At 66.0% G+C, this 25,338-nt stretch carries 26 protein-coding genes and 1 pseudogene; 15 read left to right on the forward strand and 12 right to left on the reverse strand.

Annotated elements, in window-relative coordinates; genetic code table 11:
• A complete protein-coding gene (locus NU1_RS43200; protein WP_245720081.1) occupies window positions 1-348 on the reverse strand; it encodes a hypothetical protein in 348 nt (115 codons plus the stop codon).
• A gap of 67 nt (window positions 349-415) precedes the next feature.
• Between NU1_RS43200 and NU1_RS12280 the strand changes: the two genes are divergently transcribed.
• The 4 genes from NU1_RS12280 to NU1_RS12295 are packed head-to-tail and all read left to right on the forward strand — an operon-like array spanning window position 416 to window position 6,001.
• Entirely contained in the window at window positions 416-1,984 is a 1,569-nt protein-coding gene (locus tag NU1_RS12280) for an acyl-CoA dehydrogenase family protein (RefSeq protein ID WP_245720082.1), read from the forward strand.
• Entirely contained in the window at window positions 1,981-3,435 is a 1,455-nt protein-coding gene (locus NU1_RS12285; protein ID WP_084521220.1) for an aldehyde dehydrogenase family protein, read from the forward strand. Before NU1_RS12280 ends, NU1_RS12285 begins: the two co-directional genes overlap by 4 nt.
• The gene (locus NU1_RS12290) at window positions 3,432-4,574 is read left to right on the forward strand and encodes an FAD-dependent oxidoreductase (protein ID WP_067520467.1); all 1,143 of its coding nucleotides are present in this window, start codon (window positions 3,432-3,434) and stop codon (window positions 4,572-4,574) included. The genes NU1_RS12285 and NU1_RS12290 overlap by 4 nt, the downstream gene beginning before the upstream one ends.
• Window positions 4,571-6,001, forward strand: a complete 1,431-nt coding sequence (locus NU1_RS12295) for an aldehyde dehydrogenase family protein (protein ID WP_245720083.1) — start codon at window positions 4,571-4,573, stop codon at window positions 5,999-6,001. The genes NU1_RS12290 and NU1_RS12295 overlap by 4 nt, the downstream gene beginning before the upstream one ends.
• Before the next feature lie 279 nt (window positions 6,002-6,280).
• Here NU1_RS12295 and NU1_RS12300 read toward each other — a convergent pair whose 3' ends face one another.
• The 4 genes from NU1_RS12300 to NU1_RS12315 all read right to left on the reverse strand — a co-directional run bounded on the left by NU1_RS12300 (window position 6,281) and on the right by NU1_RS12315 (window position 9,987).
• The gene (locus NU1_RS12300) at window positions 6,281-7,570 is read right to left on the reverse strand and encodes a low temperature requirement protein A (RefSeq protein ID WP_307643683.1); all 1,290 of its coding nucleotides are present in this window, start codon (window positions 7,568-7,570) and stop codon (window positions 6,281-6,283) included.
• A gap of 118 nt (window positions 7,571-7,688) precedes the next feature.
• On the reverse strand, window positions 7,689-8,591 hold the full coding sequence (locus tag NU1_RS12305; protein ID WP_212761174.1) for an alpha/beta hydrolase: 903 nt from the start codon (window positions 8,589-8,591) through the stop codon (window positions 7,689-7,691).
• A 149-nt stretch (window positions 8,592-8,740) separates the two neighbouring features.
• Entirely contained in the window at window positions 8,741-9,187 is a 447-nt protein-coding gene (locus NU1_RS12310) for a nitroreductase/quinone reductase family protein (RefSeq protein ID WP_067520470.1), read from the reverse strand.
• 86 nt (window positions 9,188-9,273) lie between these two features.
• Window positions 9,274-9,987, reverse strand: coding sequence for an AraC family transcriptional regulator (locus NU1_RS12315; protein WP_245720084.1), 714 nt, complete (start codon window positions 9,985-9,987; stop codon window positions 9,274-9,276).
• Between the two features lie 228 nt (window positions 9,988-10,215).
• Between NU1_RS12315 and NU1_RS12320 the strand changes: the two genes are divergently transcribed.
• The gene (locus NU1_RS12320) at window positions 10,216-11,217 is read left to right on the forward strand and encodes an alpha/beta fold hydrolase (protein ID WP_084521221.1); all 1,002 of its coding nucleotides are present in this window, start codon (window positions 10,216-10,218) and stop codon (window positions 11,215-11,217) included.
• A 41-nt stretch (window positions 11,218-11,258) separates the two neighbouring features.
• Here the strand turns inward: NU1_RS12320 and NU1_RS12325 are convergent, their stop codons facing one another.
• Both NU1_RS12325 and NU1_RS12330 read right to left on the reverse strand, forming a co-directional pair.
• Window positions 11,259-11,564 carry a hypothetical protein gene (locus NU1_RS12325; protein WP_157552128.1) on the reverse strand — a complete coding sequence of 102 codons (306 nt, stop codon included), beginning with the start codon at window positions 11,562-11,564 and terminating at the stop codon, window positions 11,259-11,261.
• Window positions 11,565-11,643: 79 nt separating this feature from the next.
• Window positions 11,644-12,072 (reverse strand): HIT family protein, encoded by a 429-nt coding sequence (locus NU1_RS12330; RefSeq protein ID WP_067520655.1) that lies wholly within the window; start codon window positions 12,070-12,072, stop codon window positions 11,644-11,646.
• A gap of 122 nt (window positions 12,073-12,194) precedes the next feature.
• Here NU1_RS12330 and NU1_RS12335 point away from each other — a divergent pair, with 122 nt between their 5' ends.
• The 3 genes from NU1_RS12335 (at window position 12,195) to katG (ending at window position 15,510) form a co-directional block, all read left to right on the forward strand.
• Entirely contained in the window at window positions 12,195-12,737 is a 543-nt protein-coding gene (locus NU1_RS12335; protein ID WP_067520475.1) for a uridine kinase family protein, read from the forward strand.
• A gap of 106 nt (window positions 12,738-12,843) precedes the next feature.
• Window positions 12,844-13,248, forward strand: coding sequence for a Fur family transcriptional regulator (locus NU1_RS12340; protein WP_067520478.1), 405 nt, complete (start codon window positions 12,844-12,846; stop codon window positions 13,246-13,248).
• A 30-nt stretch (window positions 13,249-13,278) separates the two neighbouring features.
• Window positions 13,279-15,510 (forward strand): catalase/peroxidase HPI, encoded by a 2,232-nt coding sequence (gene katG / locus NU1_RS12345; protein ID WP_067520481.1) that lies wholly within the window; start codon window positions 13,279-13,281, stop codon window positions 15,508-15,510.
• On the opposite strand, the gene NU1_RS41320 is transcribed toward katG, so the two are convergent.
• On the reverse strand, window positions 15,473-15,931 hold the full coding sequence (locus NU1_RS41320; RefSeq protein ID WP_157552130.1) for a hypothetical protein: 459 nt from the start codon (window positions 15,929-15,931) through the stop codon (window positions 15,473-15,475). The two genes, katG and NU1_RS41320, sit on opposite strands and share 38 nt — an antisense overlap.
• A 181-nt stretch (window positions 15,932-16,112) precedes the next feature.
• On the opposite strand from NU1_RS41320, the gene NU1_RS12355 reads away from it, so the two are divergent.
• Complete coding sequence (locus NU1_RS12355; protein WP_067520486.1) at window positions 16,113-16,520, forward strand: pyridoxamine 5'-phosphate oxidase family protein; 408 nt, start codon at window positions 16,113-16,115, stop codon at window positions 16,518-16,520.
• A gap of 255 nt (window positions 16,521-16,775) precedes the next feature.
• Here the strand turns inward: NU1_RS12355 and NU1_RS12360 are convergent, their stop codons facing one another.
• A complete protein-coding gene (locus tag NU1_RS12360) occupies window positions 16,776-17,936 on the reverse strand; it encodes an RNA-guided endonuclease InsQ/TnpB family protein (protein ID WP_212761172.1) in 1,161 nt (386 codons plus the stop codon).
• A 6-nt stretch (window positions 17,937-17,942) separates the two neighbouring features.
• Between NU1_RS12360 and tnpA the strand changes: the two are divergent.
• Window positions 17,943-18,358: pseudogene (gene tnpA, locus NU1_RS12365) on the forward strand (IS200/IS605 family transposase).
• 136 nt (window positions 18,359-18,494) lie between these two features.
• On the opposite strand, the gene NU1_RS12370 reads toward tnpA, so the two are convergent.
• Window positions 18,495-19,454 (reverse strand): phosphatase PAP2 family protein, encoded by a 960-nt coding sequence (locus tag NU1_RS12370; RefSeq protein WP_067520489.1) that lies wholly within the window; start codon window positions 19,452-19,454, stop codon window positions 18,495-18,497.
• Between the two features lie 235 nt (window positions 19,455-19,689).
• Here NU1_RS12370 and NU1_RS12375 point away from each other — a divergent pair, with 235 nt between their 5' ends.
• Both NU1_RS12375 and NU1_RS12380 read left to right on the forward strand, forming a co-directional pair.
• Window positions 19,690-20,535, forward strand: coding sequence for a metalloregulator ArsR/SmtB family transcription factor (locus NU1_RS12375; protein ID WP_067520493.1), 846 nt, complete (start codon window positions 19,690-19,692; stop codon window positions 20,533-20,535).
• Window positions 20,532-21,128 carry a dihydrofolate reductase family protein gene (locus NU1_RS12380; RefSeq protein WP_067520496.1) on the forward strand — a complete coding sequence of 199 codons (597 nt, stop codon included), beginning with the start codon at window positions 20,532-20,534 and terminating at the stop codon, window positions 21,126-21,128. Before NU1_RS12375 ends, NU1_RS12380 begins: the two co-directional genes overlap by 4 nt.
• 352 nt (window positions 21,129-21,480) lie before the next feature.
• Here NU1_RS12380 and NU1_RS12385 read toward each other — a convergent pair whose 3' ends face one another.
• Entirely contained in the window at window positions 21,481-22,455 is a 975-nt protein-coding gene (locus tag NU1_RS12385) for a helix-turn-helix transcriptional regulator (RefSeq protein ID WP_067520499.1), read from the reverse strand.
• Window positions 22,456-22,590: 135 nt separating this feature from the next.
• Here NU1_RS12385 and NU1_RS12390 point away from each other — a divergent pair, with 135 nt between their 5' ends.
• Together NU1_RS12390 and NU1_RS12395 are read left to right on the forward strand one after the other, a co-directional pair.
• Window positions 22,591-22,986, forward strand: a complete 396-nt coding sequence (locus NU1_RS12390; RefSeq protein WP_067520660.1) for a RidA family protein — start codon at window positions 22,591-22,593, stop codon at window positions 22,984-22,986.
• A gap of 133 nt (window positions 22,987-23,119) precedes the next feature.
• On the forward strand, window positions 23,120-23,623 hold the full coding sequence (locus NU1_RS12395) for an HAD domain-containing protein (protein WP_067520502.1): 504 nt from the start codon (window positions 23,120-23,122) through the stop codon (window positions 23,621-23,623).
• 2 nt (window positions 23,624-23,625) lie between these two features.
• Here NU1_RS12395 and NU1_RS12400 read toward each other — a convergent pair whose 3' ends face one another.
• Window positions 23,626-24,627, reverse strand: a complete 1,002-nt coding sequence (locus tag NU1_RS12400) for an AF_0692 family protein (protein ID WP_169815048.1) — start codon at window positions 24,625-24,627, stop codon at window positions 23,626-23,628.
• Window positions 24,628-24,674: 47 nt separating this feature from the next.
• Here NU1_RS12400 and NU1_RS12405 point away from each other — a divergent pair, with 47 nt between their 5' ends.
• A complete protein-coding gene (locus NU1_RS12405; RefSeq protein WP_067520507.1) occupies window positions 24,675-25,319 on the forward strand; it encodes a TetR/AcrR family transcriptional regulator in 645 nt (214 codons plus the stop codon).
• The last annotated feature ends 19 nt before the right edge of the window (window positions 25,320-25,338 follow it).

Genomic DNA, 25,338 nt, shown 5'->3' on the forward strand with positions numbered 1-25,338 from the left:
CTATTCCAGCGACAGCTGGGACCTCTTGCGGGCCTTGAATACCGGTCGCCCACGGCCCTTGACGGTGAACGACTGTGTGAGCGCTTGCGCGTAGGTCCGCAGCGTTTGCTGTTGCGCCACTTGCGAACCCTCACGCAACCACGCGCTATGCGCACGGGCCTCGGTCAGAAGCTTGCTGAGTGTCCCGAAGGTCGGTCTGTTGCCCGACTTCTGCTGGTTGACCGCTTCGTTCCACAGGAACCTGCAGCGATGCCACTCGGCGCACAGCGCGGCTTCGGCTGTGCGGCCGGGCCGCAACCGATAGCTGTACCGCACCACCTCAGCCACACCGAACACGGTAACCGTCACCACCGACACCTGAAGGAGGACAGCGCTGCCTCACCCTCGTGAACGAGGGGGTATCCGCGCTCAACACATGATGACCGGCGACCACATGATCGGCGAACGTCTCGTCGAAGATATGAACGACGCGGAACGCGCCCGTGCGCAACGGGTTCAGTCGGTATTGCCCGCGCTGCGGGCCGCCGCGGCGGAGGCCGACCGCACCGCGTCGTTCCCGCCCTCACATATCGAACTGCTACGCGACGCCGGGCTGCTGGGCCTGGTGGTGCCGGAGAAGTTCGGCGGGCTCGGGGGCTCGCTGCGCGACCTCGCCGCCGCCACCTTCGCCATGGGTACCGCCTGTGCGTCCACGGCTTTGGCATTCTTCTTCCACAACACCAGCGCCTCGCGCGGACTGCTGCCGCTGGAGGCCATCGAGGCCGGTTTGTTCGCCGACGATGAGGTCCCGGCGGTTCGGGCCTTCGCCGAGAAGGTGCTCACCCGGATGGCCGACGGGGTGTGGCTGGCCAATTTCGCCTCCGAATCGGTGAAGACGGCCAGCGCGAATATCACCATCGCGACCACTGCCCGCAAGGTGGATGGTGGCTGGATTCTACAGGGCGAGAAGTCTTTCGGCTGCGCTACCGGGGTGGCGGATTACTATCTGACCTCCGCCAAACTCGAGGGCTACGACACCGCGGAGGGATTGGCGACCTTCTTCGTACCGCGCGACGCACCGGGGGTAAGCGTGCGCGCACCGTGGGACGGATTGGGTATGCGGGCCACCGCCAATAACGGCATCCGGCTCGACGAGGTATTCATTCCGGCGGATGAGGCCTTGGCAGTGCCGGGTGCGTTCACCAAGATGCTCACCATGAGTAGAGGCAGTTTCGTCGGCAATCAGCTCGCCATCGCGGCGGTCTACACCGGGTGCGCGCAGCATGTCTACGACGAAACACTCGCGGCCACCACGCGAAAAACCTTCGCCGACACCGGGGAACCGATCGCCTCCTCCCCCGTTCACCAGGTCCTGATCGGCGAGATGACCCGGCAGCTCAATACCGCCTACCTGTGGCTGCGCTACCAACTGTCCATCGAGACCGTGGAACCGCCCATCAAACCCAAGCAGGAGGTGTTCACGCAGTGGCGGCTCGGTAAGGGCGCGGTCACCGAGGCGTGCTTCCAGGTGGCCTTGGGCGGGCTCAAGGCGGGCGGCACCTCGGCGGCGTCGATGAGCGGTGTGGCGGGGCGGGCGCTGCGGGATCTGGCCATGGGACTGGTGATGACCTTCCCCGCCGAGCGCGGGATGTTGGAGGTCGCGCGCATTGTCACCGATGCCAAGGCGAATGAACTGTTCGCTACCGCGCCGGCGCGGGCGGGAGCGTCGGAGGGCGGGAGCAGTTCCGGGGCGCAGACGTCCGGCGGGAACCCCGAACGTGACGGTCACAGTGGCCCGTCCGGGGCGGACGGCGACCGCTCTGCCAGCGGCAGTGCATCGTCGGAAGCCGCCAGCGACGGCAACACGTCAACGACGGCCCCCGGCAGCGTCGAAACGAAGACCACCGGTGCCGACACGTGTTCGACGACCGGCGGAGCCACATCTGATTCGAACCCGCCCAGCGTGGCTGACGCGGCGGCGCACCTGCCGGGAGCCACACAATGACCGCCGAACTCGGTGCCGGACAAGCTTCGCCGACCACGCAGGATCGACTGCACGCCACCGGGGATCCGGGCCACCTGCCCGCCATCGTCGATCTGGTCGACGGCGAGTGGGGCACTCCTGCGGTGGATCTCGGTGTGGCACTGGAGGATCCCGCGACCGGGGCGGAGGTGGCGCGAGCCGTTGCCACCGCTCCCGAGCGGATCGAGTTGGCGCTCGCCGTGGCGGATCAGACTTCCGGTGTGGTCACGCCGGATATGCTCGATGCCATCGCCGATGCGTTGGAGCCGCGACTGGCTCGGATCGCCGAGCTCGATGCGCTGGCAACGGGTGTGCCGCTCAGTCAGACCTCGCTGCTCGGGGTGATTGTGGCCGGTGCGTTCCGGTTGGCCGCCGGGCAGGTGCGCGCGGGCATCCTGCGCGAGGACCGCGACGGGGTGCGGGTTCATCGGTTGCCGCTCGGGCCGGCGCTGTGTCTGGTGCCGTGGAACGCGCCCGCGCCCATGGCCGCTCATAAGGTGGCCAATGCGCTCGCGGCCGGGTGTCCGGTCATTCTCAAGGTCAGCGAGTTGACGCCCTACAGCTCGATTCTGCTCGCCGAGGCGATCGCCGAGCAGGTACCGCCGGGGATGTTCCAGCTGGTGCACGGTGGGATCGCGACTGGCACGCAGTTGGTGGCCGATTCGCGCATTCGGGCGGTGTCCTTCACCGGCGGCCTGGCGGGTGGGCGGTCTGTCGCCACGGCGTCGGCTCCGCTATTGCGTCCGTGCCAACTCGAATTGGGCGGGAACAATCCCCTGCTGGTGTTGCCCGACGCCGATACCGATACCGCCGCGCGCATGGCGGCCGAACTCCTCACCACCCTCAACGGCCAGTGGTGTCGGGCGCTGGGCAGGTTGATCCTGCCCGCCGACCGGGCCGCTGAACTGGTGGAGGCGATCGGGAAACGGTTGGACGCCTTGCGGTTCGGGCCGCCGCTGGATCCGGCGACCGAATTCGGGCCCCTGGTCCACTCGAGGCATGTGCGAACGATGCGGGAAGCGCTGTCGGGGAGGCGGTTCCGCAGCTTCGGGCAGGTTCCCGAGACCGGGAATTACCTCGCACCGGCACTTCTCGCCGATGATCTCACCGACGAGGTTTTCGGTCCGGTCGCCGGAATGGTCACCTATGAGTCCGTGGATGAGGCGGTGCGGCTGGCCAACGCCGTCCCGTACGGCCTCGAGGGTTATGTCTGCGGCACCGACAAGGATGTGGCTCTCTCTGTGGCGCAGCGCATCCGGGCCGGAGAGGTCAAGGTGAACGGCTCCTCCATCATGAGTCTGCACCTGATGACCCCGCGCCCGGCCTGGGGCTGGTCCGGTCTGGGCGAGGAGGGCACCGCGGAAACCCTGCGCTTCTTCACCGGAGCCCGGGTCGTCGGCGTCGAGGGCCGCTTCGCCCTGCACACCTCATGACCCGCGTGGTCGTGGTCGGGGCGGGGCCGGTCGGCCTGACCGCCGCGCTGACGCTCGCCCGCCGAGGTATCGCGGTGACCGTCCTCGAACAGGGCAATACCCTCGCCGCCGAATCGCGGGCCTCGACGTTCCATCCACCGACCCTGGACATGCTGGGCACACTCGGGGTGTTGAAACCCCTGCTGGCCAAGGGAATCATCGCCTCGACCTTCCAGTATCGCGAGCGTGGTGGGGGTGAGATCGCGACTCTCGATCTCGCGGTTCTCGCCGAGGACACGGCCTATCCCTATCGGGTGCAGTGTGAGCAGAGCAAGCTCACCCCGATCCTGCTGGCGACCCTGCCCGAGAACGTGCGCGTGCGCTTCGGGTACCAGGTGCACGGGCTGTTCTCCGGCGACGACGGCGTCATTCTGCACACCTCGCACGGTCCGCTGCGCGCGGACTGGGTGATCGGCGCCGATGGTGCGCATTCGGCCGTAAGGCGCGGGCTGGGTGCGGGATTCGAGGGCAGTACCTATCCCGAACGCTTCCTCGTCGCCTCGGTCGATGAGGATCTCGCCGCGGCGCTGCCCGGTATCGCACCCATCAATTACATCTTCGACCCGACCGAGTGGTTGGTGCTGTTGCGCACGCCGGAGCATTGGCGAGTGCTGCTGCCCACCCCCGCCGACAGTCCTGATGACGTCGAATTGTCCAGGCTGCCCGACCGTTTGACCGCCGTGGCCGACCTCGGACGAACATGGCGGCTGCTGCACGCGTCCCTGTACAGCGTGCATCAGCGGGTCACCGAGAGCTTCCGGCGGGGGCGGGTGCTGCTCATGGGTGACGCGGCGCATGTGAACAATCCCCTCGGTGGAATGGGGATGAACAGCGGGATCCACGACGCCGTCCAACTCTCCGCGGCCCTTGCCGACGTACTCGACGGTGGGCCGGAATCCGATCTCGATATGGTGGCCGCGCGCCGACGCACCGTGGCCATCGACCATGTCCAACGGGCCAGTCACAACAATTGGCAACAGTTGCGCGGCCGAGATGACGAATACCGAACGCAGCTGCGGGAGTTGGCTGCCGATCCAGTCGCGGCCCGCGCCTACCTGCGTCGCGCCTGTCTGCTCGATTCACTGGAGCCACAGCGGTGAACCCATTGCTCATCACGCGGGAGAACCCCGCGCACCCTTCGGAAATCGTCGGCACGGTCTCGGTGACGGCACCGGATACGGTGGATGCCGTTGTCCGCCAGTCACATCGAGAGTTCCGCGACTGGTCGACGCGGTCGCTCGACCATCGCCTCGATGCGCTGGCGGCCGCCGCCGACGCACTCGACGCCAAAGCCGACGAACTGGCCACTCTGCTGGCCCGGGAAAGCGGTAAGCCCGTCACCGACTGCCGCGGAGAAATAGGCTTCGCCGCAACCTATCTGCGCTGGGTGCGCGACAATGCCCCGCGTGTACTCGCTGTATCCGTCGTAGATGACGCCCAGGGCCGAATCGTATGCACGGCGGCGCCCTTCGGTGTGGTCGCCGCCATAACCCCGTGGAATGCGCCGATCATCCTGGCCGTACTCAAACTCGGGCCCGCGCTGGCGGCGGGAAACACCGTGGTACTCAAGCCCTCTCCGCTCGCGCCTTTGGCGGTGAGTGCGATGGCGGAGCTATTGCCGGCCACCCGGGTAATCCACGGTGGCCCCGAAACCGTGCACGCCCTCGTCACCCATTCCCTGGTCCGCAAGGTCGCCTTCACCGGGGGCGACCAGGCGGGGCGCGCCATCGCGGCGGCCGCCGGGCAAGCACTGACGCCGGTGGTGCTCGAACTCGGTGGCAACGACCCCGCCGTGTTCCTGGACGACTTCGCGCTCACTCCCGACGACTACGAACGCCTGGTGCTGGCATCGTTCGCCAGCGCGGGCCAAGTCTGTATGGCAGCCAAACGCCTCTACGTCCCCCACCCCCGCCTGGACGAATTCATTGAGTCGTATCTCGCTGCGGCCCAACGCATCCTGCTGGTCGGCGACCCCCTCAACGAGAGCGTCACCATGGGCCCCGTCGTTACCGGCACCGCGGTCACACGCATGAACGACCTCATAGCCGACGCCTGGAACCGCGGCGGCTGGATGATCCCCCTGTCGAGCATCCCTGACAGCGACGGCTACTACGTCACGCCCTCCCTGGCCCTCGACCTCCCCGACGAAGCCGACCTCGTCCACCGAGAACAGTTCGGCCCCATAGTCCCGGTCCTCACCTACGAATCCGAAGACGAAGCCCTGACCCGCGCCAACAATTCCGACCTGGGCCTAGCCGCCTCAGTCTGGTCCGCCGACGAAGCCCGAGCCTTCACCTTCGCCACCCGCCTGGAAGCAGGCTTCACCTTCATCAATACCCACAACCGCACCGGCATGTCCCTGCGAGCCCCCTTCGGCGGCACCAAACGCAGCGGCTACGGCCGCGAATACGCCGACGAGGGCCTGCGCGAATACACCCAATCCGCAGTAGCCCACGCCCCCGCCGCCTTCCGCCGAGGCGGCACCGGCATGCCCGCCCGCGCCTATCCGAACCCCGTTCAGGAATAAGGGATTACCGCCGAAGCGAACTCGTGGAGCGCCGTCCTGCTGTCATCGCCGAAGCTGAAGGCCAGGTAGCCGCCCACCTGCCCCGCGTCCCACCGACAGCCCTTTCCCGGACCACGGAAGTTGCGTGCACACAACAGGATTCGACCGGAAGCCACCATCGCTCCGGCAGAGAGGCCCACCTGGAATTCCGACTGACGCGCGCGCTGACGCACAGCTCCGCCCACAGGACACGGCAATCCCCCGTGCTGCCCGAGCTGATCAATCCCGACCGCGACAGCCCTATTTCCTGCCGTTGCCGAGGCGGTGGTCGGCGAGCATCTGCCGCTGATGCCGGTGTCCGACTGTTTCGAAGCCGACCACCGTGACGTATGGCGCGAGCATCACCACCATCAGACACACCGCTATATCGGCGCCGACCGCGGACAACACACCCGCCAGGACCAAGACGCCCAGCGTGAGCCCGATCAACAACAGATGGAACCGATCGACCGCGGACAACAGCAACGTGTGCAGCAGGTACACCATCGACAAGTAGAGCCCGACCGGGACCGCCAGTGCGAGCACCACCGTGAGTTCGTCGAGGTTCGTGTGATGCTCGAGATAGAGCCCCGCGACATGCAAGCCCGCGCCGGCGCCCGCGATGCCGATGAACAGTGGCAGGTGCCCGTACCCGAACAGGTATCCCCGGTCTCGACGGTAGGTCAGGATCTCACCGAACGGTGTCGCGAAGTACACCCACCACATACCGAAGGTCAGCCCGACGCCCGCGACGACGACGGCCGCGGTGTCGACGGACCAGTGCATTCCGTCCACTCCGCCGAGCAATCCGGAGGATGAGGCGACGGTGCCGACCACGCCTTCGCCGAGGGCGATAATTGCGAACAGACCGTACCGCTCGGCCATGTGGTGCGGATGCCACGGGGTTCCTCCCGCGCCCCCTTGGGCGAGCTTGGGCAACCACAGTTCCAACAATCCCAGGGCAAGCACGCCCACCACGACGGCACCGATCGGCAGCGGTGCGAATCCGATGATTACCCAACCGATCTGGACGATCGATATCCATCGGATATTCGCGATGGCCACCCCGTGAAACGAGGGAGACTGCCGGGCGACGCGTCCCCATTGCAATACCATCGCAGCCCGCATCACCACGTACCCGATCACCATCAGGCGCAGTTCCAGCCGATGTCCCTCCGCAACCGAATGGAACATCGCAGGCAATCCCAGGGCGAAAACGACCACACCGACCATTTGCAGCATGGTCAGCACCCGGTACAGCCAGTCGTCGGTGTCGAATGCGGACGCGAACCAGCTGAAGCTCAACCAGGCGACAACGATCGCGAACATCGCCAACACGAACGCGATAATCGCCGGGCCGATATGGTTCTCCGCCAGCATCTCCGCGAACTGTGACGACGCCGTCCCCACCGCAACGACAAACGTCAGGTCGAGCAACAACTCCAGCGGGGAGGCGGCTCTACCCCGTTCCGTCGGGTCGCGCCCGACCATCGGCGTAGTGCGGTGCGCGACCGCATTTGCCGCATCATCAGGATGCTCCGGTTCAGTCACCCGTGACAGCATGCCGCAGGAAGCGACCGATGCCGGGTCGGACACGCTTGCGTAGTGCGTAACTCAACCGCAGGCCCATGGACTGGCCTGCTGAGGATGAAACCGCCCGGACAGGGGTTCAGGCGAGCTGATCGAGGATGGCCGCGAGTTCGCGAGCTTGGTATATGACGCTTACGTGGCCGGCGTCCAGGCTGTGGACGTCGAAGGGGTTGTCGGGTGTGAGCCGGTCGGCGTCGTCGATCATTTTCGAGGTCAGAGCCGGGGAGATTACATTGTCGCGGGTGAGGCGGATGAAGCTGCGGGGTATCCGGCCCCAGGTTTCGGCCTCGACCCGGCCGTCGGCGACACTGGTCTGTGCCCCGTCCTCTGGTTGCATGCCGAGATTGAGTACGGGCAGCATTTGTTCCAGGGTGACCTCGGGCATATTCGTCATCCGAAAGTCCTCGAGCGCTTCCTTATCGGCCGAGCGCAGGTTGAAACGGATAATGCCGGGTGGCACCCCGTCCATTCCCAGGAAGAGCGAATGGTCCGGGTTCGGGGTCGGAACATCCTTTTTGGCTTCGGGGGTTTGGCTGAGCGCCATGGCGCTGGGGGCCTCCGCCGTGGACGGGCAGAACGCGGAGAGGTAGACGATGCGGTGAATGGCTTCGGGTATGGCATTGCCGACCAGACCGATTGTTACGCCGCCGAGGCTGTGGCCGACCAGGACGACCGGTCCGTGCCGCCGAGCCTGCTGCACCACATCGATAACATGGGCAACGTTGTCCTGCACCGTAATCGCGGCCAGCGGCGACGAGCCGGAAGTGAATCCGGGCACGTCCTGCGGCGACTGGTAGGACAGCGGGAACGAGGCGTCGAGCCCGTGTCCGGGCAGGTCCACCGGCAGACTGCGATGCCCGAGCAACGCCAGTTCGCGAACCACGGGCGTCCAGTAGAAACTACTGCTGACCATGCCGTGCACGAACACGAATATCGGTGCGGCGGTCGCGGTTTCCGGAGACGGCTGAGCAATTTCGGGCACGTATCCCCCTAGGACGAAGCAATAAACGACGATAGGTCACTACCCACAGCGGGCCGCCCCGACCACGGCCTCACACCTGCCACAGCCGATGCGGGAATCCTCACCCGACAGCCCGGAGACGGCGAGGTTCACCGTACACCGAAAGGCGATCAGTCGAGATCGATACGGATCGTTAACATCTCACCGCCCGCGGCGAGCCCCTTCAGCGCCAGCCCGTCGAGTCGGTAGCCCGGTCGTCCTCGGCCCAGTCGGCGGTGTCGATCCCGGGCATTGTCGTCAGGCAGCAGCCGCGCCGTGCCCGATCGCCAGGTGCTGCGCACTCCGTCGCGCAGCCGCGCGGGTGCGACTTTGATTCGGACACGTGGGTTCGCCACAATATTATGCACGTATCCGGCACTCTTACCACGCCCGGAGATCAGCCAGAAGGTGTTGCCCTGCAAGCCATTCGCGACCGGCACCACGCGCTTGTGGCCGGTGCGACGGCCGGTTGTCTCCAGCAGCGCGAACGTAGGCGGAGCGATACCCCACTTCAGCGCGGTGACCACGAGCGGGTGGATCACCCGCCGGTTGAACGCGAGCGCCCATGGCTTCGGCATCGGTTGAAACTCCTTGTGACAGAGACAGGTTGTGTGAGCCGCCTACAGAACCACGCTACCAACCACCGTCACCCCGGATCGATGCCCTACGCACTGGAAACCGTAGAGCCCGGTCCCGGGTAGCCCGCCCAGGCAATGTCATCCACCGCCAGCCATGGCTCGCTGCCCACATTCGCCGGAGTCACTCCGGTGAATGCCATGACATCGCGATGCAGGTGGGACTGGTCGGCGTAGCCGCTCTCCGCCGCGACTCGGGCCACGTCCACACCCGCGGCCAAGCGGTGGGCGGCGTGGTCGAAGCGAACCAGCTTCGCCGCGCGTTTGGGTGGTAGGCCGAGCTGCGCCGAGAATCTGGACCATAGGCGCTTTCGGCTCCATCCGACCTCGGCCGCCAAGCTGTCGACTCCGACCAGACCTCGGCCGATAACGATCCGCTGCCAGGCCCACGCCACCTCCGGATCCACGTAGGCCCTCGCCGTACATCGGCGGGCGAGCAACGTGTCGGTCAACGCGAGGCGCTCCTCCCACGACGAGACCTCGCCCAGCTGTTCACAAATCCGGGACCCGTCGCGGCCCCACAAGTCGTCGAGTCCCACCACCGCACCGTCCAGATCGGCCGCAGAGATACCCAGAACCGCAGGTGCGACAACCGGAGACAGTCGCACCTGCACGCACTCCACGTTCTCGCCCCACACCCAGATCGCACCGGGTGCGGGCGCGGCCACGAGACTTCCCCGCTGCCGCCCGGCGGAAGTCTCCACAATCGGTGTGCCGGAGCCGAATTCGAGAAGTAGCGTCACAGCCGGGTGCGGGACTACTCGGTGACCCGCCGGGGCCAAGCCGCGGTCACGGAAACCAGCCATCCGAACACCAGCCAGCCGGCTCGGTCGAGCCGGGCGTACCACATCCCAGACGGCCGCATCGCCACGATCGTCCGCACTGGACCGCATCCACATAGCGTATGTGGGCGGGCGGATCCGGAACATTTGTTCAAGCCACCGTGACGCGCCGACCGCGACAGTGAGCGCATGACCACTCTCCCTGAACCCACTCACCACGACGATCGGCGGCCTGGCGACCACCGACTACCCGCCGGACGTACGCCGAAACGCCGACGACGGCGCATCGTCGCCGCGGCTGTCCTCCTCACAATTGTCGGGCTGCTCCTGGGGAATGCGGTCGCGGTGGCGCGGCAGGACGCCGAGGCCACCGGGAATTCGACGCTGCCGCTCGACGGCGGGCACATCCATGTGACTCAGGACGGACCCCGAGACGCCCCGGCGCTCATACTGATTCATGGGCTCGCCGGGTCGACCCACTGGTGGGACCCGCTGGTCCCGATGCTGGCGAGCACCTATCGCGTCATTCGGATCGATCTGCTCGGCCATGGCCGATCGGCGAAACCGGCCGGCGACGGCTACGCGATCGCTCGGCAGGGCCGCAGAGTCGGCGCGGCCTTGGACCGGTTGGGCGTGCGTCGCGCCATTGTGGTCGGCCATTCCACCGGCGGGTCGGTCGCCACCGCCCTTACCGAACAACGATCCGACCTGGTGACCGCGCTCGCGCTCATCGACAGCGGACCCAGCATGGACGCCTTCATCTCGGAGGGGCTCGTCAGCCGGCTCCTTCCGGTCCCCGTCCTCGGACACCTGCTGTGGCGATTCCGGACCGACGGGCTGATTCGCCAAGCCATGAGCACCGCGTTCACCCGCGAAATCGAGATCCCGCAACAGCTGGTGGACGACGTACGCGGCGTGACCTACACCGCGATCACCGCGACGTCACAAGCGGTCGACGACTACCTCGGGCAACGACCACTCCCGGACCGGCTGACCGGACTCGGTAAGCCGCTATTGGTGATCTTCGGCGCCGACGATCGCAGATGGCGATCCTCATCCGCCGCCGAATACCGCGCGGTTCCGGATGCGAGCGTCGAATTATTGCCCGGTATCGGACATTCGCCGATGCTCGAGGATCCGGCACGGACCGCCGCAATTCTCTTGGCGTTCACTACGATTCACGATAGGTAGGGCCAAGGGTTGCAACCGCAGGCCAGCGAAGACCTATCGCGTCAGGCAGACTCCCTAGTCCTACCGATTACCTCCGATGTCGGTGTGTGGATGCGAAACAGGTTGTCCCACCGCCGATCCAGTCGCTGCTTCGCTTCCGGAAGCCCCACCACACCCAGCGCGCCGTGCTCGTCCTCGGTGAGCAATTCCAGCTCCCGGAGTTTGTCCAGCCCGCCGCGGATCTCGAAATCGAAGGTTGTCTCCCACCGTCGACGGAACCAGTCCTCTATGCGCTGGTCGAGTACGTCGGCGGTGAGCGGACCGTCAGCGGTACGCAGGAAGTGGTAGGCCAGGAGAGTTTCCTTCACCTCGGAATCCTCTGCGGCGCGCAGTAAGTGGTGGAACACCCCGGCATCGTTGTCGAGATTGCGGAAATAGAGGTCGCTGTCATTCCAGGGCGCGGCGGAGTCGCTCGCCCCGGGCGGCGATCGCGTTCATATCCCCCGGGATCCCCGGTTGCCAGGGCAGGACGAGTCGGTCCTTGGCCTTGTCGACGTAGCGCGGAACCACGTGCAGGTGGAAGTGGAAGACCGTCTGCCAAGCGTCGGCGCCGCAGCAATTGAGCAGATTGACCCCGTCGGCACCGAATTCCCCGACGACTGTCTTGGCGATTCGCTGCGCGGTCAGGGTGACGGCGGTCAGATCCTCGGCCTGGATATCGACCAGATCTCTGCTGTGCCGCTTGGGAACGACCAGCAGGTGACCGTCCGAGGCCGGGTGGATATCCATGAACGCGTAGGTCGTATCGTCTTCCGCCACCCTGACACTGGGGATATCGCCGGCCACGATACCGCAGAACAGGCACTGATCACTCATGGGCATCGACGCTAACGACCGCACGCTTGCGACGCGACCGGATTGATCGCCGCCGATCGCGTACACCAGCAGCACGCGACCTTCGTCGGACGTCCAGGGGCGTATGCGGATCTTCGGCAAGAATGGCGTATGTGCGGATCGAGGAGATCGCCGCTGCGGTGGCACGCGGGGAGCCGCGGTTGGGTGCGACGAAACTGGTGGCTGTGGACGGGCCCGGTGGCGCGGGGAAGTCCACGCTGGCAGACGGGCTCGCCGCTGCCTGCCATGGCATTGTGCTACACACCGACGACTTCGCGTCCTGGGACCACCCGCTCGACTGGTGGCCGAGGTTGGAACGGCAGATCTTGGCGCCCATCGCGGCGGGGCGGCCCGGCCGGTATCAGCGTTACGACTGGGGTACCGGCGCGCTGTCGGAGTGGCATGAGGTGGACCCACCCCAGGTGCTGATCCTGGAGGGTGTGTCCGCGGCGCGTGGGGCCGTGCGGGACCGGCTGACGTTGTCGATCTGGGTAGAGACTCCCGCCAACGTTCGGCTCACGCGGGGACTCGAACGCGACGGCGTCGACGCCCTGCCGCTGTGGCAGCGTTGGATGGCTGATGAGGACGCTCATTTCGCTACCGATCGAACACGGGAGCACGCGGATGTGATCGTCAGCGGGCACTGAACCGAACGCAGGCGGCGGAAAGCAATCGACACGCCTCTAACCCTTGACTCGTTCCAGAATGCGGACAAAAATTCGGTGCGTGCCTACGGCCACGGAATTCCAGCAGATGCTGCGGGGAGTTTCGCTGCGCGTGACCGCTCCGCGTGTCGCGGTGCTGAGCGCGGTGCACGAACACCCGCACGCCGACACGGATTCGATTATCCGTGCGGTGCGTTCTCGCCTGTCGGCGGTGTCGCATCAGGCGGTATACGACTCATTGCACGCACTGACCGCAGCGGGCCTGATCCGGTGTATTCAACCGTCGGGCCTAGTGGCGCGTTATGAGTCGCGGGTCGGCGATAACCACCATCACGTCGTATGCCGGACGTGCGGGCTGATCGCCGATGTCGACTGCGCGGTCGGCGAAGCCCCGTGTTTGACCGCGTCCGACGACCATGGCTTCTCGATCGACGAGGCCGAGGTCATCTACTGGGGTCTGTGTGCCGATTGTGCGGCATCACAAAGTCCTTGATCGCAGCTCACTCATTCAGGAAGGAATGTCGTGACATCCGAGAGCCGTCCCCCCGCTCCCGACACCGGAACTCTGAGCGCAAGCGAGAGTGAGAATCCGGCGATCCCCTCCCCTACTCCGCAGACCGACCATCGTCCTCGCAGCAACAAGGACTGGTGGCCGGAGCAGATCGATGTGTCTGTGCTGCATGCACATTCGTCGAAGTCCAATCCGCTCGGCGCGGATTTCGACTATGCCAAGGAGTTCAAGAAGCTCGACGTCGATGCTCTCAAGGCCGATGTCGCGGCAGTGCTGACCGATTCGCAGGACTGGTGGCCGGCCGACTACGGCAACTATGGCGGCCTGTTCATTCGGATGAGCTGGCATGCCGCGGGCACCTACCGAATCGCCGACGGACGCGGCGGCGGCGGTCAGGGAGCTCAGCGCTTCGCACCGCTCAACAGCTGGCCCGACAATGCCAGCCTGGACAAGGCCCGGCGACTGTTGTGGCCGGTCAAGCAGAAGTACGGCACCAAGGTCTCCTGGGCCGACCTGCTGGTGTTCGCCGGGAACGTCGCCCTCGACTCGATGGGATTCAAGACCTTCGGATTCGGCTTCGGGCGCCCCGATATCTGGGAACCAGAAGAGATCTTCTGGGGACCGGAGGACACCTGGCTCGGCGATGAGCGCTACAGCGGCGACCGTGAGCTGTCGAACCCGCTCGGGGCCGTGCAGATGGGCCTGATCTATGTGAATCCGGAAGGGCCCAACGGTCAGCCGGATCCCGTGGCGGCCGCGCGCGATATCCGGGAGACCTTCGCCCGCATGGCGATGAACGACGAGGAGACCGCCGCGCTGATCGTCGGCGGCCACAGCTTCGGCAAGACCCACGGTGCCGGCGACGCCGAGCTGGTCGCCGCCGAACCCGAAGCCGCACCGCTCGAACAGCAGGGTCTGGGTTGGAAGAGCGCCTTCGGCACGGGCAAGGGCAAAGACGCCATCACCAGTGGTCTGGAAGTCGTCTGGACATCCACTCCGACCAGGTGGGGCAACGGCTTTCTCCAGAACCTGTACAGCTATGAGTGGGAGCTGACCAAGAGCCCGGCCGGGGCCTGGCAGTGGAAGGCGAAGGACGGCGCGGGCGAGGGCACCATTCCGGACCCGTTCGGCGGACCCGCACGGACCCCCACCATGCTGACGACGGATCTGGCGCTGCGGGAGGACCCCATCTATCGGGGCATCACCCGCCGCTGGCTGGACCACCCGGAGGAGCTCGCCGAGGCGTTCGCGAAGGCCTGGTACAAGCTGCTGCACCGCGATATGGGGCCGATCAGCCGCTATCTCGGTCCGTGGGTGCCCGAACCGCAGCTGTGGCAGGACCCGGTTCCCGCCGTCGACCACGATCTCATCGACGAACAGGACATCGCGGCGCTGAAGCGCACGATCCTGGGGTCCGGGCTGTCGGTTGCGCAACTGGTCAAGACCGCCTGGGCCTCGGCAGCGAGCTTCCGCAGCACCGATAAGCGCGGCGGTGCCAATGGCGCCCGGATTCGCCTCGAACCGCAAAAGAACTGGGAGGTCAACGAACCGGCGGAATTGGCCACGGTGCTGTCCGCGCTCGAGCAGATCCAGCAGGACTTCAACAACTCGGCGTCCGGCAACAAGAAGGTCTCCCTCGCCGACCTGATCATCCTCGCCGGATCCGCGGCGGTCGAGAAGGCGGCCCAGGATGCGGGCCATGACATTACGGTGCCGTTCACGCCCGGCCGGACGGACGCGACGCAGGAGAGCACCGATGTGGATTCGTTCGCGGTGCTCGAACCGCGGGCCGACGGATTCCGCAACTACGTGCGGGCCGGTGAGAAAGCTCCCCTGGAGCGCCTGCTGCTCGAGCGGGCGTACATGCTCGATGTGACGGCTCCGGAGCTGACGGTCCTGATCGGCGGGTTACGCGCTCTCGGCGCCAACTACGGCGGCACCGAGCACGGTGTCTTCACCGACCGGCCGGGCACGTTGACGACCGACTTCTTCGTCAATCTCCTCGATATGAATACGGAGTGGAAGGCGTCCGAATCGGCGGAGAACGTGTACGAAGGTTACGACCGGCACTCCGGCAAGAGCCGGTGGACCGCCACCGCCAATGATCTTGTCTTCGGGTCGCATTCGGTGCTGCGTTCGGTGGCCGAGGTGTACGCGCAGCAGGATGCCGGGGCGAGGTTCGTCAGCGACTTCGTTGCCGCGTGGGTCAAGGTGGTCGATAACGATCGCTTCGATCTCCGCTGAGCCGGATCGATGAGTCCCAGGCCGGCCCTTCGGGGTCGGCCTGGTTGTACCGGTGGTGGTCGCGGCCGTCGTGCGACCGCCGGTGATCAGGATGTCCATCGGCCGACGACATCGGATAGCGGTCCTGGGGCAGGGCCAGCATCGCCAGACCGGATTCGCGCAGCAGTACGTCGAGCTCATCGGCCAAGCCGGTAATGATCGCCCGGGTCTGCTCTCGGGTGATTTCGGGTTGCTCGAGATCCTCGAGCAGAATGTGGAGCGGCAACCCGACGTCGAACAGGCGGCGACGCAAGAGGTCCGCCGCACTCACGAACTGTCCGGCAGGACCGGATAATTCAGCGTCGAGATCGCTGATATGCCGAGGCCTTCGAAAACTTATCGCGGCACCGGCACTCGGGCCGGGCCGCGTGACGTCGGTCATCCTTCCTCCTCGATCCATTCGCGGCGCGTGGTGATCGGATTTCGCGGCCGTAGATGTCGACTCACGAAATCGGCATCTATTCTATGCCCGCTCCCCCACACGGGGCGAGGAAAGTTCATACGTCCTGACACGACTCGCCGAACCCGACGAACGGAGGGATTCGCCGATTCATACTGGGAATATGGAACCGCATCGCACGCACAGCCGCCGCGATATCCCGGTGCGCGAGAGCCTGCGACTGCTGACAACGATCGGGTTCGGCCGGGTCGCGTTCACCAGACGCGCATTGCCCGCGCTGCGCCCCGTCGCGCACGACGTCGCCGGTGATCACCTCGTCCTGGCCGCCGACCCCGCCACCGCCCGCACGCTCGACGGGCAGGTCGTGGTCTACGAGGCCGACATCATCGATCCCCACACCCAATCGGGTTGGTGCGTAGTCTGCACCGGAACCGCCGAAGCCATCGGTCATCCGGACGAAGTCGCCGTATGCCAACACCTGTTTCCGCCCGGGATCGACCTGCCCGATGACCGCCTTATCCGACTGTCGCTCGATATCACCACGGGTATCGAATACGTGCAGCCGGAATAATCCGAGCGCGGAAAGTCGATTGCGGTAGATCCCCGGCCTGCGAATGTTGGTGTCCCGCAGGTTCCTCGGAACCGCCGGACGAGGGGGAACCCTCTATAGCGGTGTGGCACAGTTCGGTTAGCGCAGTGGGCTCATAACCCGCGGCTTTCGCAGCTCAGTTGTTGACGTCCTCTCTGGCTTGAAGGCCGGAGATTCCTACCAGCACCCTGACGGGCGCTCTGGGTGGGTTCCTGTTTCACCGGGACGCGCTTTCCGCTAGGCGGGAAGGCTGACGGTCCCTCCGCAGGCGTTTAACCTCTCGGCCTGTCCGGCCGCGAGGATGTTGATCGCCGCGTTCAGGTCGCGGTCGTGCGTCGTCCCGCACGCGCACGTCCATTCCCGCACGTGCAGCGGTTTCCTGCCTCCAACAGCTCCGCACACCGAGCACATCTGTGTGGAGGGGAACCAGCGATTGATCTTGGCGAAGGTCCGGCCGTACCGGTGGGCCTTCTCCTCGAGCATGCGGGTGAACATGCCCCATCCGGCGTCGTGCACCGATTTCGCCAACCGGGTACGCGCGAGACCTTTCACGCACAAGTCCTCGACGTAGATCGCTTGGTTGTCGCCGATGATCATCGTGGACTGTTTGTGTGCCCAATCGCGGCGGGTGTCGGCCACCCTCGCGTGCGCCTTCGCGACCTTGATGCGTGCCTTGGCCCGGTTCGCCGAGCCTTTGTCCTTGCGTGACAACGACTGTTGCGCCTTGCGCAGCCGGCGTTCGGCCCGGCGCAGGAACCGGGGCGAGGTGATCGTCGTCCCGTTCGACAGCACCGCGAACGTCGTCAAACCCAGATCGATGCCCACCTCGGAAGCGACTGGCGCAAGCGGCTCGTCGTTCACCTGCACCACGAACGACGCGAAATACCGTCCCGCTGCGTCCTTCACGATCGTCACGCTCGACGGCTCCGACGGCAGATCCCGAGACCAGCGGACCGCGACATCGCCGATCTTCGGCAGCCGCAACTTCGCACCGGGGGTCACCGCGAATCGGGCGTTGCGCGTGAACCGGATCGACTGACGATGATCCCTGCGGGACCGAAACCTCGGCGCTGCGACCTTCGCGCCCTTGCGATTGCCCGTGACGGAGGCAAAGAAGTTGCGGTACGCGGTGTTCAGATCCGCCAATGCCTGCTGCAGCACCACCGACGACACCTCACCCAGCCACACCCGCTCCGGGGCCCGCTTGGCCTCGGTGAGTCGTTTCGACAGCTCGCTGTCGCTGATTCGCCCTCCGGCGGCGAACGCTTCCCGCCGCGCCGACAACGCATCGTTGAACACCACACGGGCGCAGCCGAATGCCTTCGCCAACGACACCTGTTGTCCCACTGTGGGATACAGGCGGAAGTTGTATCGAAGCTGCACACCCGACGATAGCATTCACCTATGAGCGAATGCGGCGATATCCGCACCGGTCGACACCGTGCTTTCGTACCGCACGCACATGGTTTTCGTCACGAGATACCGACATCGCGTGTTCACCCACCGACATCCGGTGCGGATGGAACAGATCACGCGCGCCGTCTGCGAGGACTTCGACGCCGAGGTTGGTCGGGTTCACCGGTGACACCGACCACGTCCACCCGCTGGTGAACTTCCCACCCACCGTTGCCCCGTCGCGGCTGGTGAACTCCCTCAAAGGGGTGTCCTCGCGTCGGATGCGCCACGAGTTCCCCGAGCTGGTGCGTCACTACTGGCGAGCACAACGACTCTGGTCGGGGGCCTACTTCGCCGGATCGGTCGGTGGCGCCCCGATGTCGGTGCGGCGCCAGTACATCGAGCGGCAGGAACGCCCGGTCTAGGGCACGCTCGGGCCTTGGCGGCCCTCCCCTCGTGGGCCTTCACCACCGCCCTGAACGGCGGCGCACTGCCCCACACCCGGTAGCTCAATCAATAGGGCAACGCCCTGGGAGGAATGTCTGCCCGTCGGCGCGGGCGTCATACTTCCGCGGGCGCGGGGCCTCGCACCGCCGTCGGGGAGCGTTTGCGGTTTTCCCAGGCTCGGGCGAGGACGATGGTCAGGCCGACGTAGGCCCAGCCGAGTAGGACGTCGATGACGTAGTGTTCGCCGCCGAAGACCAGGGTGAAGGTCATGGCCAGCGGGTAGATGGCGAGGATTGTGCGCATCCACCAGGCGGTGAGCAGCGGCCAGAGCGTCACCGTGACGAGTAGGGCGAAGGCGGTGTGCAGCGATGGCAGGGCGGCGACGTAATTTCCCTGGGTCTCCAGGAATTTCGCGCTGACCTCGGCCGGGACCACACCCAGCCCGAAACCGGCGATGCGGGCTATCCCCTCGTCGATCACACCCTCGCGGGAGGCGTACCACGGTGGCGCGGCGGGCAGCAGCACGTAGGTCACCAGACCGAGGTAGGACAGCAGGATGATGCGTCGCATGTACTTGACCCACATCGGTCGCGAGTACACGTAGAAGATGGCGGCCACCAACCACGGCACGATGAAGTGGGAGGTGTAGACGATTCCGGTGAGCACCGTCCACCACGGCTGCTCCCCGTTCGCAACCAGGTTCTGCTGCAACCAGACGGTGGGAACGGTGCCGTTGAACATCCAGCTGTCCACCGCGGCGAGTTCTTCCATTCGCAGCGGCATGCCGACGGTGTCGGCGAAATCGCGGGAGTAGTCGTAGAGCACCAGTGCGGCGAGCAGCGGCAGCCAGTCGGTCAGAATCCGCAGGTGTTCGCGCCAGGGGCGGTCGATGGTGAAGGCGGCGATGCCGACCAGAATCCAGGCGGCCTGATATATGCGGCTGGTGGGGAAACCCCAGGCCATGGACACAATGGCCAGTGCGACCAGATAGACGTACCAGACCACCCTGCGCCGCCGAATCCGCTCCGACCACCGCTGGTCGGGCAGTTCGGAAGCTACCGAAGCCGCTTCCATTTCACCTAGTGTTCCACCTCCGGCAACTCGGCGTCACATCCAGGGTCGCGGTAGGTGAATCCGCATCCCTTACGCCGCAGGTCATTTCATCAGCGGCGGGCAATCGGCGGCGTAGCGGTAGGTTGCGACCCGCAACCGATCCGACCGGCGCATACGAAGCGACGAGGTGGGACAACGGCGGCCACCGGAAGATATTCCTTGACGGGAATATTCTCCATGGTGAATACTTTCGGTCATGGATCAGATCGCATCGGCACTCGGGGAGCGTGCACGGTGGCGCATTGTCGAGCTGCTCGCCGAGCGGCCCCGGACTGTCGGCGAACTGGCCGAGCTGACCGGCCTCCGGCAACCACAGACCACCAAACACCTGCAAACCCTGGCTCGCGCGGGTCTGGTCACGGTCTTTCCGCTCGGGCAACGGCGCGTCTACGCGCTCGAATCCGCCCCGCTGCAGTCCCTCGAACGGCGGCTGCGGGAATTGACCGAGAGCACCGAGGCGCACCACGGCGAGCGCGACGTCATCGCGCGCTATCGCGCCACCATCGACGCGGAATCCGCTGCCGCGGACCGGGAACGATGGGCGGACGGACGCACGTTCTCGTTCGAGCGGGTACTGGCCGCGCCCAGGGACACCATCTGGCGGTACTGGACCGATCCGGATCTGCTCGCATCCTGGTGGGCCCCTTCGCCTTTGACGATCACCGAGTGCGCCCTCGAGCCGAAGCCGGGTGGTCGCGCCGTCCTCGAGTACCGCGAGGGCGAGCAGCGGTACCGCTCCGAGGGCCGAGTCCATACCGCGACCGAACCCGAACATCTCGCTTTCGACCTGTCGGTGCTGGACGCGGCGGGGGCGGTCTCCTTCACCGGCCACTACGACCTCGCGCTCGCCGCGGTCCCTGACGGGACCGGACTGCGGCTCGGCCTGCGCATCACCGAAACGACCGTCGAGGCCGTCCCCTATATCGCCGGGATCGAAACCGGTTGGTGCCAAGTCCTCGACAGACTCACCGACACCATCGGTAAAACACAGCACACCACCACATCTGAGCTCACGACCGACAAGAAGGAAGCACAGTCATGACCAGCACTGCCCGCAAGGTGACCGCGAATATCAGCCTCACCCTCGACGGCCGCTACAACGGTCCCGGCGGCCCCAGCGATCTGAGCGCGATCGTCCCCTACGCGACCACCGATGTCGCGCGCGACCACCTCACCCGCATCTGGGAGAGCGCGACCACAGCGCTACTCGGCCGACGCAATGCCGAGGGATTCCTCGGGTACTGGCCGTCGGTCGCCGCCGACGACAATGCCGATCCCCGCGATCGCGGATATGCGAAGTGGCTCGTCGACACCGAAAAGGTGGTCCTCTCCACCACTTTGGCCGAAGCACCATGGGAACGCGCCCGCGTGGTGAATGCCCCCGCCGCCGACGTGGTCGCCGACCTCCAATCCACCGGCGAGGGCGACATCCTCGTCAACAGCAGCGCGAGCATTATCAAGGCGCTCCTCGCGGCCGACCTGCTCGACCGGCTCTATCTCATGATCTGCCCCGAGATCGCCGGGGGTGGCGAGCGTCTGTTCGACGACGGCCTGCCGGGTTCGAAGTGGAAGCTCACCTATCAGGAGGTCGGCGAGCTCGGCGAGATGGCCGTGGTTTACGACCGCGCCCGCTGATCATCTGCGCCGCACCCCGATGCGGCGACTTCCACTGTCAGGAACGTGGTTTGCCGATCGCGTCATGGATGGCCGGGCTGGTGGCCACCCATCGACGCCGTACCCGGCTACCCCCGGCCGCAAACGACGCCCGATGCATGGACCTTCACCGCACCGAAGCCCGAAACCATCACCGCCGTTCCGGTGCACCAGCTCCGACGCTGCCGAGCCTTCGACACCCGGCATAGGCATTCTCACCGCTGAGTGGTGCATCAATCCGCTCTCGGGTGCGCGCCCTGAGCCGTCACGAGCCCGTCCGACGGCACTGTAAGTCGGCCAGTTTCAGCGGCGGGCCGCGGGGAGGCGACGCCTCTTACGAGTCCCCGCGGTAGCGGGTGGCGATCGCCGCTGCGCGGCTGTGCAGGGAGGTGCGCAACCACTGTGGGGCAAGGGCTTCCGCGTTCGTGGCGAGCTGCCACAGCGCCCATTCGGCGTGCCTCGGATCCTGGAAGGTCACCTCCAGCCGCAACCAGCCGTCGGCGTCGGTTGCTTCGGCGCGGACGGCCAGCACGGTATCCACCAGTTCCTCCCGCCGTTCCGGGTTCACTCGTAGCAGCACGGTGACCTGGTCGCCGCCGGTCCGAAACCGGGTGCTGCGTTCCTTCCAGGCTCGGTCCAGATCGACCCGGTCCGGTCGCTGCGCGGGCTCCGGGAGTTCCTCGGCGGCCAAGATCCTGGACAGTCGGTAGGTGCGGTCCGCGCCGGACCTCGTGGCCAACAGATAGCCCTGGCCACGGACGGTGACCAGGCCGATCGGATCCACCGTGCGCCATTTCGCCGCCTGGTCCACTGCCGCGTAGTGGATGCGCAGTTTATGTCCGGCGAACACCGCGCGCCGAACCTCGGCTACGACGGCGGCGGGTACCTCCTCGGCGACCCGCCGCCGCGAGAGAATATCGGTCTCCGGGTCGATGAGCAGCCGCTGGGCCGCGCCGGCGGCGGTGGCTCGATAGCTTTCGGGTAGCGCGTCAACCACCTTGCGCATGGCCGAGGCGAGCGCCGCGCCGAGGCCGAATGCCTGTGCGCCGCGCCGTGATCCGGCAACCAGCAGGGCGAGCGCCTCCTCGTGGTTCAGCCCGGTGAGTTCGGTCTGGAAGCCGGGCAACAGTGCGAATCCGCCGTGTCGGCCACGTTCGGCGTAGACCGGGACGCCGGCCGCGGACAGCGCTTCGATATCGCGCAGCACGGTGCGGGTGGACACCTCCAGCTCGCGGGCCAGCGCGGGCGCGGACAGCCGACCGTGCTGGCGCAGTAGCAGCACCAGCGAGACCAACCGGTCAGCGCGCATGGGAAAATTATGTCAGCAATACACGACACAGGGTGTCAGGTATTGCTCGAGAGGCTGCCCAGCATGACAAACAAGATGGCCAGCGAGCCAATGGACGTACCTACTGTCGATGGATCGACCGGAACCGATGGGGCCCTGGAACGGACCGCGGTCAACCCGTGGACGTGGTCGGTGGAGATGGGGTACAGCCAAGGCGAGATAGTCTCCGGGCAGACCCGAACCCTCTACTGCTCCGGGCAGACCGCGATGAGCGGCGACGGCACGCCCCAACATGCCGGTGACATGGCCGCGCAGCTGGCACTGAGCGTCGACAACCTGGAAGCCGTGCTCAGCGAGGCCAACATGTCCTTCGCGAATCTCGTTCGACTCAACGTCTACACCACCGACGTCGACCTGCTTTTCCAGCACTACGGCGTGCTGGCGGCGCGCCTGGGCGCCGCCGGAGTGGCGCCGACCACCACCATGCTCGGGGTGACTCGGCTGGCCATCCCCGGCCTGATGGTCGAGCTCGAGGGAACCGCCGTCGCGTAATGCGACCACGCCGCCTCCGGCGGGCCGCCCGTCGGAGTGGCTCGCCGGAGGGCGTGAAAACGCGGGCCCGCACGCGATACCGATGCTTCGACACAGTTGTCGCCACCGAGCTGGAGGCTAACCTGCAAAAGTGATGGACGCACTGCTGTTCCTCGACGTCGATGGGCCGCTGATCCCCTTCGGCGGAGGATCCGGGCAGGATTCGGACGCTTCGCTCCCCGACAACGGCCCGGGCAGCACGAATCCGCTCATGGCACGGCTCGATCCGGCGCTCGGGCCGCTATTGTCCGCACTTTCCTGCGAACTGGTGTGGGCTACGACCTGGATGGATGAAGCCAATCGGGTCGTGAGTCCGGCATTGGGCTTGCCGACGCTGACCGTGATGGATTGGCCGGAGTCGCCGGACGATCGCATCGACGAATGGTTCGGGTTGCATTGGAAGACTCGCGCATTGGTCGAACGGGCTGGCGGGCGCTCATTCATCTGGATCGACGATGAGATCGGTGACGGCGATCGGGAATGGGTTTGCGCGCATCACCCCGGTCGGGCCCTGCTGTACCACGTGGATCACCGGGTAGGACTGCGGCCGAGTGATTTTCAGATCTTCAGCGCATGGCTCGACTCCGGATCGATGTGATGTCAGCGGTCCGCGGCCTGGCGGCGATCCAGCCATGTGTAGCCGGTAATGAGTGCGGCGATAACGGCGAACTGGAAGGCGATATTCGCGGGATGGCCGGATACGGCGACCAGGAACAGGCCGAAGAGCGCGCTTGCCAGGCTGGCGCCGAAACAGAGGGCGAGTTGGTGTCGTGCAGTCCAGGATCGGCGGGTCCAGCGGCGCACCATCAGTGCTGCTGCGGCGGCGAACACCAGCGCGCCGACCGTCCACCATACGAACGAGATCGGGCCGCCGATGAAGGCGACCAGGAACAGGGCGAACCAGACGAGACCGGCCGCGAAACCGAATAGAGCCACGATCTTCCGACTCGGGGGCTGTCCCGCGGGCGCCACGCTTCTACGTTCCCGACACTTCGTACCTGCCCAGAGCAGGCCCGCCACCAGGGCCATGGTGACACCAGCTTGCACCCACGACAGCCGGAAGTCGGAGCGCAGGAACGAAATCAGCAGGAATGTGGCTGTGCCACAGGCGAAGAGAAAGACCAGCACACCGGCCGAGCGTCGGGATAGCCACGGGGAGCGGCTGCTGCGCGGGAAGATGAGGTGGACCACCGCGATCGGGATCAGGACGCTCCACACGACGTGGTAGCCGGATACGACAACCGCCCAGAACCAGTTGACCCCCAATGCGTTTCCGTATACCGGCTCGCCGTCCATGCCGACGGGATTGAAGATGGTTTGCAGGGCGAGGCCCTCTTCGATGAGCGCGAAGGCACAGGCGAGTAATACGAGCCCCCAGCCGGTCAGATGCAGCCGTTGCCAGATCTCGCGGATCAGCACGACCCCGGCACCGTAGAAGCACACGATGCCCACCATGCGCAGCGGCTCGACAAAATAGCTCAGCCGCAATGACGCCCCGAGAACCTCCCCCAGCACGGGGGCGAGAACGAAGAGCGCGAGCACGGTACGCCGTTTCTCCCGTGCAGCACTGGCGGTTTCGCTCGGCGGCAACACGAAAGGCATGCCGCCCATATTATCAGAGTGGCCACTCCATTAACTATGATGAGGCGGTGCCCCGCCCCATCGATCCACAGCGACACCGCGCCCGACAGCTCCAGATCGTCGACGCCGGCCTGACCGCCTTCGCCGAGCACGGCTATGCGGGCGCGACCACCGCGGTCATCTGCCGCATCGCCGGTATCGGTTCGGGCACGTTCTTCCACTACTTCCCCACCAAGGACGCGCTCCTGGTGGCCATTCTCGAACAGAGCGCCGCCGAGACCCGTGAGTTCTTCGAGCAGCAGGCCGATGCGGCCGATCCACGTCGAGTGCTACACGACTATGTCGAGCACGCCGTGTCCGGACTGATAGACCCCCGGGCCGCCGGATTCATCTCCGTCGTCGGCGGACTCACTCACCGGCCGGAGATCGCCCGCGCACTGCACGCGGACGACGAAACCGCCCGTACCGCACTGCAAGCCATTGTGCGGACCGCCCAGCACGATCGGCGCGTCCGCGTCGACGTGGACGCCGAACGGCTCGCCGAGTGGATTGTGCTGCTGCTCGACGGTTTCGCCGCCCGAGTCGCCACCAACGACAATTTCGTCGCCGAACGCGAAAAGCACATGCTGAACGAACAGGTCGGATTCCTGCTCGGTGATCGCGCACAGCCGGTGCCGAACGAGGCCGCACTCCCGCCTCGGTTTCGATCTTGAGCGAGCGGTCACCCGCGGA

Source organism: Nocardia uniformis NBRC 13702 (genome assembly GCF_001613345.1).
Classification (GTDB): Bacteria; Actinomycetota; Actinomycetes; order Mycobacteriales; family Mycobacteriaceae; genus Nocardia; species Nocardia uniformis.